This window comes from Streptomyces sp. NPDC087844 (assembly GCF_044742785.1).
Classification (GTDB): Bacteria; Actinomycetota; Actinomycetes; order Streptomycetales; family Streptomycetaceae; genus Streptomyces.
In genome coordinates this window covers 1-14873 of the sequence record NZ_JBIUVD010000019.1, presented here as the reverse complement: position 1 = coordinate 14873, position 14873 = coordinate 1, and the positions used below count along the sequence as shown (strand labels likewise).

General features: G+C 72.8%; 1 pseudogene. It reads left to right on the top strand.

Going from position 1 to position 14873, the window contains the following annotated elements:
- Positions 1-77 precede the first annotated feature (77 nt).
- Positions 78-14873, top strand: a pseudogene (locus ACIOKD_RS30410) (hypothetical protein); the annotation flags it as partial.

The window sequence follows — 14873 nt, the reverse complement described above, 5'->3', positions numbered from 1 at the left end:
ACGGCAGGCCGCTCCCACGTCATGACGCCGGGAGCGGCCGCTCCGTCCTGCCCGAACGGCGCGCGAGGCGGTCCCGGATGAGCATGATGGCGTCGCCCGAGGTCAACGCGATGCTCTTCATCCTCACCGGGGAGAGGCTCATCGACGCCGACGAGGACCTGGCCTTCGACAGCCGTCGGCCCTACTCCGGGCTCGGCCGGAAGCTCGACCGGGTGTCGTCGCTGATCGAGAAGTCGATCCACGACATCGCCGAGGTCATGCCCGACGACCTCTCCAAGTCGTACGCCAAGGCGATGGGCATGCTCATCGACGACGGCGGCAAGAACTACCTGCGCGAGTTCTCCGACCAGCTCGACAAGATCGCCGAGGGCCGCCGCAAGACCTCCATGGACATCATGGAGTCCAAGTGGCAGGTCATCGCGGAGGTCATCCGGCTGCTCATCGAGATCGCCATCTATCTGGCGATGTCCTTCTTCACCGGAGGCGCCTCGGCCAGCCAGATCATGATGGCCAAGCTGCGCAGCCGGTTCATGATCCTCGCCACGCTCACCCATCTGCTCCAGCGGCTGCACCTGGCGCCCTCGCTGACCGAGGCGTTCGCCGAGGCGTTCACCACCTTCGCGGTGCGGCTCGCGATGATGAACTTCGCCCCCAACGGCCGCCGCCCCGACGGGTTCGACTGGAACGACATCCTCAAGTCCGCCGCGTTCGGCGCCGCGGCGGGCTTCCTCACCAGCGTCTTCGACAAGTTCGCGAAGGACATCGTCAGGGCATTCGACAGCAACTTCCTGAAGAACGGCCCGGATCTCAACTTCAAGAACAACCCCGACTTCAGGAACCCGCCGAACCTCGATCTCAGGAACAACACGCCGAACCCCAAGCCGAGCCCCGACCCCGGTCCTGGCCCCGGCCCCGGCTCCAAGAACGACAATCCGCCGACCAACAGCCCCGGCCCCGACCCGAACCTGAACAGCCCCAACCTCACGAACAAGAACTCGTTCTCGTTCCGGTTCAACCCGACCTCCTTCAAGAACAACCCCAGCCTGTTGCGGAACAACCAGATCCTGAAGAACAACGCCGACCGGCCGGGCGCGCTCGCCGGGCACTACGGCCTCAAGGGCACCACCGACTTCATCGCCGCCGGCGCCGGTGAGGCGCTCGCGGAGATCCTGATCAAGGGCGCCTTCGACGGCGACTGGTCCACCAGCTGGTCGACGTTCGTCGGCGCGGGCCTCAGCAGCCAGGTCGAGGCCACCCTCTCGGACACCGCCGTGAACAGCGGCGCCGAACTGCGCAACGCCATCGAGAAGTTGCGCAGCCAGCCACCGCCCACCGCCTCCGGCGGCAGCACCGATTCCGACACCCGGGACTCCGACGGTTCCACGCGCTCCCGCGGCGACTCCGACAGCGCCGACGGCCCCTCGAACACGGACACGTCCGGTTCCTCGGGTTCCGCCGGCTCCGTGGGCGGCGGGTCCACCCGCAACCCACCCCCGGCCGTCTCCCAACAGGACATCGGCACCGGGGACTTCACGGGTGACCTCACCGGGGACTTGACCGGCAACGGCTCGCCTCCGCCCTACTCGGTCGGCGACCCGCCCCCGTACACCGGTGTGAACCCGCCGGCGTACTCGCCGGGGCCCATGCCCGTGACCGCCGCGCAGAACGAGCTGTGGCAGCAGGTCCACAACGGCTCCGCCGAGGTCCGTGAGCAGGCCCTGCGCGATCTCGCCCAGCTGCGCGGCTCCCAGCAGCCCGGCAGTACCGAGATCGGCGTCCGCGACAACCTGCACAGCAACCTGTCGCAGCTGCCCGAGGTCCGGGTGGTCCCGGCCGGGAACAGCCCCGCCGCCCAGGTCGACGCCGACGAGGTCCGCCGCGCCCTCGACGGCTTCGGCACCCCGGTCACGGTGGACACCCCGCTCACCATGGACGGGTTGGGCAACGGCTCCACGGGAAACTCCATCCCCGAGTCCGGCAGTTCCGAGGGGTCGCAGAGCAGCGTCCAGCCCTCGCCGGACGAGGTGACCGCGCAGGGCGACAGCACCGACGGTACGAATCCGATGCCCGGGCAGGCGAACGGCGGTCCCGTCACATCCAACGGCCCGACCAACCCGGCTGCGACGGGCGCGGGTACCGGTACCGGTACCGGTACCGGTACCGGTACCGGTACCGGCGCGGGTTCCGGTACGGGTACGGGCACCGGCTCCGGTACGAGTGCAGGTGCTCGGCCGGGTGGCGCCCCCGCCGCCGGAACCAACCAGTCCTCCTCCGGGACGCAGCCTCAGGGCACCCGGGACTCGGACGTCACGAACCCGGCGGACGGCTCGCAGACCACAGCCGATGACGCCGCGCACACATCGGAGACCCCGCACACCTCCGAGACCTCGCAGTCGCCGGAGACGACGACAGAGCCGGAGATCGCTTTCTCCCCGGACACCACCGCCTCCCCGGACACCACCATCTCCCCGGAGACGGTCAACTCCGCCGAGACCCCCGTCACTTCGGACTCCGCCGAGAGCACCCCCGCGCCGGACACCGACACCAGCGCGGCGCCGCCGAAGGTGAACACCACCGGCTCGTACGCCGACACGGGCGACGTACGTGACCTGGAGGGCCCGGGTGACGTGAAGGCCGGCCCCACCGCAGTCGGGAGCCCCGAACCCAGCAAGGCACCCCCGTTGACGATCGTGGTCTCGGAGGTGCCGCCGCCGGGGGAGGGGGCACCGGAGGCGGCCGAGCTGCTGGACGGTGCCGGGGTCGACCGGGCCGTGGTGCTCGGTCCCGCGGTCGTCGCGCCGGACGGATCGGGGCGCCCGGTACGCGCCGCTGTCGAGCTGACTCGTGAAGGGCCGGGCGCCCCGGTCCGGGTCCGCCCACTCGCCGGGCCGCCGCCCGCCGTGACGACGGACGGCACCTCGGATGCCGCGGTCACCTCGGACACCTCGGACACCGACTTCCCCGGCGCGAACGTACTGCTGCCGCTCGCCGACGCGCTCGGCCCCGCCCCCTCCGCGACAGCCGGCCCCGCCCCGCAGGCCGGCGTGACGACCGGCGGCGACCCGGCCCCCGCCCCGGCCGCGCGCCCGAAACTGGTCTCGGAGGTGACAACCGGCCTGAACGGCAACGGAGTCGGTCCGCACCCCATGGACACCGGTGCCCCCGTCGCGGCCAAGCTCGCAGCCCTGTCCCGTCCCTGGACCGAGACGGCCACCGACCTGCACCTGGAGTCGGGCAACGGCGATGCGACCGGCGGTCGGACCACCGACCTCGGCGGCGGACGCGGGCCCGGCGACGGCGGCACCCCGCCGCCGCTTTCACCCACCACGTCGGACAGCACCCCCGCGACGCCCCCGGTGGTGCTGCCTGTGGTGCTTCCGCCCGCCGGGCGGATCGTCGTCCGGCCCGTGAGCGGTCCGGTCGTCACCACCCTTGACGGCCACACCGTGCCCGTCGCGCAGTTGCGCCGCCTGGTCGCGGACTCGGCCGTGAGACCGCAACCGGGCCGTGCCGTACAGACGTTGACCATCTCGCAGGACCCGGCCGAGGACGGTACGGCGCTCGGTGCGGGGCGTCGCGCGCTGCTCGGCCAGGACACCTTCCGCGGTGTGCGCACCACCTCCGCCTCTCCGGCTCCGGCTCCGGAAACCGCCGCGGACCCGCCCGTCCGCCGTACCGTGTTCACCGGCCCGCCGACCGCACTGCCCGGTTCGGGCACCGAGCGCGGTGCCGACTACTTCGCGGGACACGGCACCCCCCGTACCGTCACCCTCGGCACCGACGACGCGGCCCACCCCACCGTGAAGGTCAGCGGTGTGCAGCTCGGTGAAGTGCTCAACTCGTGGGCGCAGGAAGGCGATCAGGACCGGCCGCTGGTGCTGTTCTCCTGCGAGACCGGGCGGCAGCCGGAGGTCGCGGGACTGCCCGTGGCGCAGCATGTGGCGAACCGCACCGGGCGACAGGTGTACGCGCCGACCACCGAGGTGGGCACGGCCCGGGACGGGGACGGCAACGTTCGCGCGGTGCTCACCGAGGGCCCGGACGGGCCTGGAGGATGGCGGCTCTTCACCCCGGAGCCCAGCGGCGCCGACCTGGACGGTCCGGCCCGGGACGCCGGCCTGCACGCGGGCCCGGGACCGGCCGACGCCTTCGCCAGGGCCCGTACCCTTCAGCAGGTCCGCACACTGCGCGGCGCCCTCGGCCCGGACGCCGAACGGCGCCCGGAGAACCGGCAGTTGCTCGCCGGGCTCGCCTTCATGGACAACCTGCGCTGGCTCAGCCAGGACACCGCGGCCCGGTACGGCGACGGCCGGATGACGCCGGATCTGCTGCGCCGGATGGCTGTCGACCGGCGCCGTGCGACAGGTGACACCGGCACCGACCCGGCGGCCGACCCCACCGTCGAGGAGTACACCGAACTCCTGCGCGCCGCCGCCATGTTGCGGTCCACCGCCGGGCCCTCCACCACGCTCGACGCCCTGCTGCCCCCGCCGCCGCCCGCGCTCCCGCCCACCACCATGGTCTCGCCGGAGGACGTACGCGGTCTGTCCTACGCCCCCGCCGCGCAGATCACCTGGTCGCTCGCCGGCACCCCGCTGCCGCTGTCCGAGCTGAAGCTGAGCTCCGAGGACACCGCCGAACTCGCCCGCCGCAAACCCGGCCTGGCGCCCCCGCCGAGCCGCCCGGAGAGTCTCGCCGAGGACCTGACCCTCCTCAGCAAGGCCAGACCCGGTTCGGCGGGCATCGTGCGCGCGAGCGGCATCGCCTTCCGGCGGCTCGACACCCCGGGTGGCGGGAACTGTCTCTTCCGGGCGGCGCTCGACAGCGCGCGCAGCCAGACCATCCCGCCCGCGTGGGCCGCGCGGAACGTCGCCGGGCTGCGCAGCCGGTTGCGTGACCGGATCACCGGTTCCGAACTGGGCGACAACATGGCCCTCGCGATCCCGGACCCGGTGTTCGCCGTGGTGGACGACCTGCGGATGCGCGCCCTCGCCGGGGTCCAGGACGCGACCGAGCAGCGCCGGATCAACCGGCGCTGGAACCGGATCGCGCAGGACGTCGTCACCGGCGCCGACGCTGCCCAGTGGCAGCGGATCATCGGGGCGAGCGACTACCCGCAACTCGCCGCCGTGGTGCCCACCCCCGCCGACGCGCGGCGCCTGGGAGCCAGGGGACTGGTCGCCGCGGCGGCCGAACTCTCCGACCTCTGGGCCTCTCCCTTCGCCGACCTGCTCCCGGAAGCGCTGGCGCACACCCTCGACCTCGACCTGCGGCTCGTCCAGCCCGACCCGCGGTCGCCCGGGACCACCTTCGTCAACACCCTCAACCCGGGCGGCCAGGGCGGCACCCTGCACCTGTCCTACAACGGCACCGACCACTTCGACGCGCTGGTTCCGGCCTCGGCGCCGCTCACTCCCGTACCGGACCCGAACGCGACGGCGGACCCGAACAGCAAGCCGGACCTCAACAGCAAGCAGGACCCGGCCGTCCAGGACCCGGCCGTCCAGGATGTGGGCGCCGACGACGGTGTCTTCGGGGAGTGGCTGCGCAGCATGGGCGGGGTCACCGACCTCGACAGCCCCGCCGCCGAGACCCCCGACCGGGGCGACCCGGTACCGCTGGAGACTCAACTCGAACGGTACCGCCCGGCACGGCTGCTGACCGGCCCGGACGCCCGGCTGCCGGGCCCGGCGCCGGGGATCGTCACCTTCGAGGACGGCAGCCGCCTGCCCGCGACCCTGATCAACCCGGGTGTCGACCCGGGCGCCGACCCGGGCGACGGCACTCCGCCCGGCGCGACGAGTGCGACGACCCCGCCCGCTCGCCGGACCGGACTCTTCACCGGTCTGGGCAAGACCACCCTCCGCTCGCCCGAGCAGGTGGCCGAGGAGATCCTGGGCAGGCTTCCGGCGAAGCTGCGCGCCCAGTTCGACGAAGCGGAGCTGCTGCGGCTGCTGACCCAGCAGCCCGACGCCTTCACCGCTGCGCGCGGTGCTCGCTTCGTCGGCCGCGAAAAGTCCGGAGTCGGCCACGAGATGACGGTCGAGGCCATCCCGTACCACCGCTGGGAGCGCTTCTCCAACGTGGGTGACGCCACCGTCCGGGTGGACACCATGCGGCGCGGCCAGGCGGGGACGGGCGGTGGGCGCAGTGTCGGCTTCGGGCGCCGGATCGCCGGCGGCATCAGCATGGGCCCGCCGCTCAGCTGGCTGGTGAAGATCGGCTTCTCGCTGGGCTGGACCCGCCGAACCGACTACGCGCAAGGCACCCAGGCGTACAACCAGTCCGAGTGGCGCAACTGGGAGGGCTCCCACCTGCACCTGGACGATGTCCACTACCGGGTACGGGTGGAGCGCGTCACCGAGGCGCCGAAGACCACCACGACCACCACCACGACCACCACCACGACGACGCCCCAAAGCAACCCGCGTCCGCCGCAGCCCAGTTGGCAGCGCACGCAGGTGTACGCCGCCGAGTTCGCCATGCGCGACGGGCTGAGCTGGCGGCTGCCGGACGACCTCACCGTGCCCTACAAGGGGCCGCAGCGGGCACCGAAGACGCTCACCTTCCCGGACGGCATCGAGCCGCGGATGACCGACACCACCGCGCTGCACCTGACGGACTCGCCGGAGGACATGGCGATCGCCATCTCCGGTGCTCGGCCCGGGAGTTCGGCGCACCGCACCCTGGTCTCGTACGTCCGGCCGGGGCGGCTGCTCTCGTTGTTCGGCCGGTTCTCGGGGCCGGTCACGGGGCCCGAACTGAGCCGGGGCAGCGGACAGCACCCGCTGGGCCACCTGATCGTGGAGCGGTCGGTGCCGCACCGGGCCACCCTGGTCACCGAGTCGGTCAAGGCGGAGTTGCGCGACCTCACGCAGACCACGTACCAGAACGAGCGCGGGCACGTCCGTGACACCCGCCTGGGAATCCAGGTCACCGCGGGGCCGAACTACACCCTCGCCGGCCTGGAGACCGACGTACGCCTCCAGGGCGGCCCCCTCGTCCGCGCGGACCTCTCCACCGGGCGCGGTCACTACCTCGGCGTCGACGCGGCCCGCAAGACGACCGGCCGTGTCCGTAACCACCCGGTCGCGCTCTACCGGGTGGAGCGCACCCTGATGGTGCGCAAGCCCGGCGAACCGCCGTCCGCCGCCCGCCCGGTGCGGGTGGTCAGCCTGGACTGGATCTCCACCCAGGACGCGCGCCGCCTCGCGGGCTGGGACAGCCGTACGCCCGGACAGGCGGGCCCCCACCCGGACGCCGAGCCGCCGGTGCCGTGGTACCTCACCCGGGAGGACCCGGTCCACCTGAGCGGCCAGGTCCGTGCCGAGGGCTTCCGCCCGGTCGCGCCTCCGCAGACGCAGACGCAGACGCAGACGCAGACGCAGACCCTGTCTCCGCCTCCGGTGCAGACCCAGGTACAGCCGTCTGTCCAGGACCAGGACCAGTCCCGGACTCCGCCCCCGATACAGACCCAGTCCCAGCCCCAGACCCAAGTACAGCCGTCCGGTCAGGACCAGAACCAGACGCCGACGCCCGCCCTCCAGGACCCCATGCACGCCTTCACGGACGCGGTCCTGGACACGCTGCACCAGTCGTACCCGTCGCTGTTCGTGCCGCCCTTCATGCTGCGGCATCCGCGGCTGGCCAAGTTCTGGTACGGCGACGGGCGGATGCGGACCGCGCTGCACAACGACCGCCAGGTGCGCGAGGCGCTGAACCGGCCCAGCCTGGCGCAGAGTTTGGACGACCTGTCCACCACGGGTGTGCCCGTCACCCTCACCGAGGACGGCAAGGTGCGCCGCGGCCACCACACGCTCGTCCTCAGGGCGCGCCTGACCGACCGGCAGTTCGAGACCACCATGAGCGAGCGCTCGCTGCGCAACGCGGTGATCGGCACCGAGGTCTCCGGCCAGGGGGAGCAGGCGGCCGTCACTCTGTCCGGCGGTGTCGAGCTGGCCGTCGGGCCGCGCGACCACGACAAGGTGCCCGACGTGGGACTGCCGCGCCAGGCCGGCAGCGTGGCCGTCGGCCTCCGGCACGGGCGGACCGACCAGAAGGCCACCAGGAACACGGTCGCGGTCGTCCACGACCACCTGATGTTCCAGACCGGCGCAGACCTGTACAGCTACCAGGTGGAACTGGGCGCCACCTTCGAGGGCCACCGCCGCCCGCGCGGCTGGGCGAGGCTCGCCACGGTCGGCCTGCTCGGCGCGGGCGTCTTCGTCAGCAAGGTCGAGGAACGGCCCCTGTTCACCCGGGGCAACGAGACCGTCGGACGGGTGGAACTGGCCGTACCGGCCGCACACGGCTCCGACCGTTACGCCCCCGCTGACCCGCCATCGACCGGTACGGCACCTGCGACCGCGACCACGCCCGCCGCGCAGCCGCTCTCCGCCACCGAGGCGGACCAACTGCTCGACGGCACGAGCCCGTTGCCCGACTCGGAGTCGCCCGACCAGCAGCTCACCAAGAAACTGCTGCGCGCCCCGCACGTGGTGCTCAGCGCCGAGGGCGGCCCGCAGCGCCAGCAGCTCATGCAGGACACCGCCGACCGTGCCTCGGGCACCTCCTGGCACGTCAGCGCACCCGGCGCCCCGGTGCGCACCGCGCTGCGCCGCGCGATGGCGAACCTCAGCGTGGCCGGACAACTGGGCCAGTATCTGGGCCCGTTCGGCTCCAGAGTCGCCGGACTCAACGGCGCGGGACCGTTCAGGACCCACTACCTCAAGGGAGTGATCCGCGGCGAGCTGAGCAACTTCCGCGTCAGGAGCGACCCGAAGCCGGCCAGCTCCGAGACGACCGTCGGCAACGAACACCGCGTCAACGCAAGCGCGAGCGCCGTCTCGCGCACCACCCTCGGCCTCCAGGGCGCCGACACACCCCTGCAGCAGGCCCCGGGCGGGCCGGCGGTGGTCGGTTCCTACTCGGCCGCCCTGCAGTACGCCTGGGGCAAGGGCCGCAGCGTCTCGCAGACCGTCACCCGGGGACGCAACACCACCCTTTCCTACGCCGGGCGGATGTACCTGGTGGTCGCCGACACCGCCGAGACCATCGCCGTACGGGACCGGTGGACGGCCGCGATGGGCGCGGTCGGCACCCGTGCCGGGGCCGGGATCAGCTCCGCGGCCGGACGCGTCTCCGGCCGCCTGGGCAACGCCCTCGCCCCGCGCGGGGCCGCCGCCGCGCTCCAGCGCATCCGCGACGCGGTGATGTTCCACCTGCCGATGCAGGACGTCATCGAGGCCGGCCTGGCCCCCGACGGCCTGGGCGCCACCACACCGCACAACCTCGGCCGCGGCTACCGGCTGCCGCCCTACCTGCGGTTCCGCCGCTTCCCCACCCACCCCAGCGGCCAGCTCGACGCGAGTCCCGTGGCACGGCAGCTGATGCAGCAGCTGACGCGGATGGGGGTGCCCTCCCACGACCGGGAGCAGGTCCTCCAGCGGCTCTCCCCGGACTTCCTCGCCGCGCATCTGCACGAGCTGACGACCGACGGGTTGACCCTGCCGGTCCGCTACCGCACCTGGACGAACCCGTTCCACCTGCCCGTCAACGGCAGCCCCGGACAGCTCCGGTTCAAACTGACACCGGTCACCACCACCGTGGACCGGCTGCGCACCGGCTACGAGCTGGAGGACTACCGCACCACCGCCCGCGACGACGTCGGCGGCACCTCACAGGACCGCGGCGCCGACGCGACGCTCAGCGCGGGCCAGCGCGCCGCCGAGGACGGCGTCCTCATCGCCAACCCCTCGCTCCAGGGCACCGCGGCCAAGCAGCGGTCCAGCGTCCGGACACAGACCGCCGGCACCACCGCGATGCCGAACATCGCCACCACCCAGGCCCACGCCGAGATCATCACCGAATACGCACTCACCGTCACCATGACGGATTCGTCCGGCGACGCGCTCACCCCCGGCGTCTCCGACGTCCCCGTCGGCACCCTCAACGAGGTGCTTCCCGCCAGCCTGCTCACCCCGGACGGCGACGGGTCCGACGGCGCGCTCACCGAGCAGGACATACCGGAACCCGAGCGCGCGGTACGCGTACTGACCGCCGCCCAGGCCCGCCCCGAGGGCATCGCCGCCTGGCGCACCTCCGCCGCCGGGGACCCGGGGGGCCGTCCCGACCCGGACGTGCTGCCCTTCGACGACACCATCGGCTCCGGCATCCTCGCCGTGGACATCCGCGGCGCCGCCGGCGTGCACGACGCCCTGACCATCGCCACCGCACGCGCCGACGGCTTCGGCGACGGCGACCTCGGCAGCCGGCACACCGGCACCGGCCTCGTGGACCGCGTACGCATGGCCCGCCTCACCTCCCTCACCGGCCTCGGCACCGCCCCCGGTCAGGCCCAGCAGGAGGCCACCACCCAGGTCGGCCTGACCGGCGGCTTCCGCGAGGCGCTCGGCGCGGACGGCGCATCACTGCCCACCCAGGCGTCCTCCCACCTCTTCGGCCAGTCGCACACCGCCGACTCCCGCCTCTACGCGAAGATGCACCGCCGCGGCGCACGGCTGCTCGCCGTGGAGAACAAGCCGCGCATGGAGGCCATGCAGCGGGCCAAGACCTCCGACGCGTCCGAGGCGGGCATCACCGACAACGTCGAGGGCGCGGTGGGCACCGCGCCACTGGCGGGCAACAGCAACGCCGGTGTCACCAACCCGGGCGCCACGGTCCCCATCGGCGGCACGAACGACGGCACCACCCTCAAGGGCACCGCCGACACCACCCTCGGCACCCACCTCAAGGTCGTCACCGACCGGAGCATGCTCTTCGCGATCCCGGTGCGCTGGCTCTCGGTGGCCGAGGTGGACCACCGGTTCACCGACAGCCGCCCGCTGCGCGCGCTCGGCAAGGCCAGGCGCGGGCCGCGCGCCGCCGAGGCCGAGACCACCGCCCTGGTCTGGCTGCGCGAGGACATCGCCCGCGACCACGGGCTCCTGGACGAGACCTCGTTCACCGACGACGTCCTCGCGGCCTGGGACGGCCAGGCCAAGGCAGCCGCCGACCTCGCCACGGCCGAGGTGAACTACTACGACGCCCGCGCGCGGTCCCGGGAGACCTGGCTCGACCTGAGCGACCAGGACCGGGCCGCGCTCGGCGACGACAACTCCGGCGAGCCGGCCGACCTGCCGCCGGACGTGTTCTACTCTCCGGCCGTCATCGCCTGGCAGGCCGCCCGCGAGGAGGTCCACCGCTGGCAACTGCGCACCGACGCCGCCGCCGAGGACCACCACCGGCTGCACCTCGCCGCCTCCCGCCTCACCGCCCACCACCAGGGTTCGGCCACGGTCACGGTGCCGGACGCGCGGCAGGAGTACACCGCGCCGGACTGGCGTTCCGAGGCACCCGCGCCGTACACCGTCACCGACGTCACCGACGCCACCGACGCCACCGACGCCACCGACGCCACCGACTCCGCGCCGCGCACCCTCACCTCGCCGGACGGCGTCACGGTGCGCGAAGTGCACGGCATGCCGCACGACGGCGCCTCGTTCTTCCACGCGCTGCTCGCCGCCGCCGACACACGGGGCCGTCTGCCGTACCTGCTCGGCGACGACCTCGCCGACCGGTTCACCGGAGACCCCGGCGATCCGGCGGTCACCGCGGAGGCCATCGGCGCCGCCCGTGACCGCCTCGCCTGGTCACTGGGCGAGGACGGCAACCAGGACCTGCTCGACGCCCTCGCCCTGGACGCCGCGGACACCTTCACCCAGGCCGAACTCGACACAGCGGGCGTGGTGTTCACCCCCGCGCAACAGGCCGAGTTCGACGCCTTCGGCCGCCTCCCGCAGACCTACTGGCCGACTCCCGATCAGCGGGTGGCGCTCGCCACAGTGGCGCTGTCCCGCCCGTTCGCGAGCGAACCGCGGCAGGACGGCGGCACGGAGCTCCCCGACGGCGAACCGGGACCGCCCGAGCGCCGCGCGGGGGACCACGGCGGCGCCGACCTGCTGCCCGCCCTCGCCGCCCGCGTGCTGGGCACCCCGCTCACGGTGGTCACCGGTGAGGGCCGCGACCAGCTGTTCCTCCCGCACGGCATCGACCCGGCCTCCGTCGACCCGGCCGCCGATCCCGTCCTCTTCGCCACCGACGGCTTCTTCCACGCCGCGCTCCCGCCCGGCAGCCCGGCCCCGGTCGCCACCGCGCTGCCGGCGAACACGGCCGGTACGAGTACGACGACCGGGACCCCCGCAGTCGGCACCACGCGCCCCACCCCCGAGCAGCCGCCCGCGCACCGCAGCCACAGCACCGCGCCCTGGCTGCCGCCCGCCGACAGCAGCGGCCCGCGCTACCGCCTGGACCGCGACGGGGTCCTCACCGCGCCCGACGGCGCCACCTACACCCAGGGCACGCCCACCGGCCGCGGCAACGGCTTCTTCGGCGCGCTCTCCACGGCAGTGCGTCAGGCCTCGCAACAGCCCGGGATCGTCGGTCCGGAGGTGGCACGGCTGCGCAGGCGTGCCACGGTGCCGCCCGCCGAACTGATGCGCCGGTACGGCCTGCCCGGCGACCGGACAGCGCACGACACCCTCTTCACGCCCCCGCCGCTCCCCGCCGGCCGCCCCGGCGACCCGGCGCCGAGCCAGTACACCCGCGACGGCCATCTGCGCCGCCACCTCGCCGAGGCCCCGTGGGGCCCGGGGGCCGACCGCGCGATGGCCGAGTGGGCCGCCGCGGCGACCGGTACGACCGTCACCCTGATCGAGGAGAACGGAACCGCTCACACCTACGTGGGCCCGTCCGGCGACAGCGGCCCGCACATCCGGCTCCGCCGCCGGGGCGGAGACTTCGTCCCGCTGACCCTGCACACCCCGGCGCCCACGCCGAAGACCCCGGAGCCGAAGGATCTGAAGGCTCCCGAGTCCAAGTCCAAGGACTCGAAGGCTCCCGAGCCCAAGGACTCCAAGGCCCCCGAGCCCAAGGACTCGAAGACGCCGGCCCCGAAGGACTTGACGCCTCCGAAGGACTTGACGTCCCCGGAGATCGAGGACACGGCCCTGCAGGACGCGATCACCCTTCCGCTGCCCCCGTCGCCGACCGGCAGCGACCTCCCGGGCACCCTGGAGGAGGAGGCGTACGAGCTGAGCACGTTGTCCGGCAACGACGACGACACCGGCACCGACGCCCCTACGAATCCTGCCTTGGACCCGTCTCCTGCCCCGGACCCGGCGCCCGCGCCGGAGCCGGTCCTCCGCCCCTTCAAGTTGGGGAACTTCGAGTTCACCAACCTGAACCAGACGGACAGGTACGTCGACAAGGCCGTCCGGATCATCGAGTTGCTCGACGAGCACAGCACCATCAAGAGTTACGTCGACGGTCGTCCTGTCCGCATCACCCTGCACCTGCGCACGACGGAAACCCCCGCCGACGTACGCGACCTGGGTGACGCCGGTGTCCAGATCAACCTCGCGAGCTACTACTTCGAGAAGTACGACACCGGCTACATCATGGGCATGCTGGCCCACGAGATCGGCCTGCACCCCCTCGCCTCCCGCAACACGGAGATTCCCGAGCAGGAGGAGGCGTACCGGGGGATGCCCCTGACGGTACCGGGGCTGACCGACCTGAAGACTCCCCGCACCATGAACACCGAGGGCGCGGGCCAGGCCGACCACATCATGGCCGCCTACCCGAAGACCATCCGGTACGGCATCTACCGCGACATCGTCATAGAGATGGCCAAGGTGCTCGCGCGGCGCGCGCGGGTCGGTGTGGCGGGAGCCAAGTCCCAGGACGTCACCGATCTCTTCGAGACCTATCTGATGGACCTCGCCTCCATCGCGGTCACCAACGACTACCGGATCAACGCGGTCAAGGAACCCAACTACACGGCGAGGGTCTACAACGCCTACAAGGGACTGCTGCACGCGGAGTTGGCGGGGAACACCGCGCTTCAGGGCCTACTGCCCTCGAACAAGAGCCTGTTCGGCGTCGCGCGGTCCTTCACCCAACTCGCCGGCAGCATCGCGACCAACAACCGCGGCGACAGCATCCAACAGCCCGTCGCCAGTGCTCCGGAGCAGGCCACAAACGACACCGGTGAGGTACGTCCGAGACTTCCCCAGGCCGATACTGACGCCGGGACTGTGTCGCGGACCCGGGCACCCGGCACATCGCGGCCCAGGGGCCCGCGTGACACCCGTCCGCGGTTCGTGGTGCGCTCCGGCTTCGACGCCCGGCGGTTCTCGTACCGGGGCGAGCCGGTCACCGAGCTGACTGTCCGTGTCGCGCTGCGTGGCACGAACGAGCAGGTCAACCAGGTGTTCGACCAGCTCAGGGCGGGAGTGGACGAGTTCCTGAACGACCCGGCCCACCGCCTCTTCAACGGTGACCGGCTGCACGTGACCGTCGAGCACGTCGACCTCCCGGAAGTCGCGCGTGCCCCGGGCGCCACGGATGCCCCGCACCTGACCGTGGACCTGGCGGGCCGGGACCAGGCGATGCACCAGACCACCTGGTGGGCCGACGCGGCCCCGGTCCAGTTCGTGCACGAGCTCACCCACCAGCTCGGCCTGCGCGACGAGTACCGGGATGCCGACTCCCAGCACCGCCCCCACATCCTCGGCAGCCTGCTGGGCGACCTCGACGCGGCGCCGGAGGACTCCTCGCTCGCCCCCGCCGGCTTGCGCGACCGGCACCTGGCCCTGCTCGGTGCGCTCATCGGCGAGGTGACCCCCGCGCCTCGACAGACCGACGACCGGTCCGATCCGGCCGACGAGAGCTGGGCGACGGCCCGGCAGGGCGCCACCGCGGAACCTCGCGAGGCCATCTGGGTCGACCCGGTCTCCCTGCCCCGACCGTCCACCGACGGAACGGCGGTCACCGATGTCCGGGCCCACATGCAGCAGGATCCGGACCCGGGT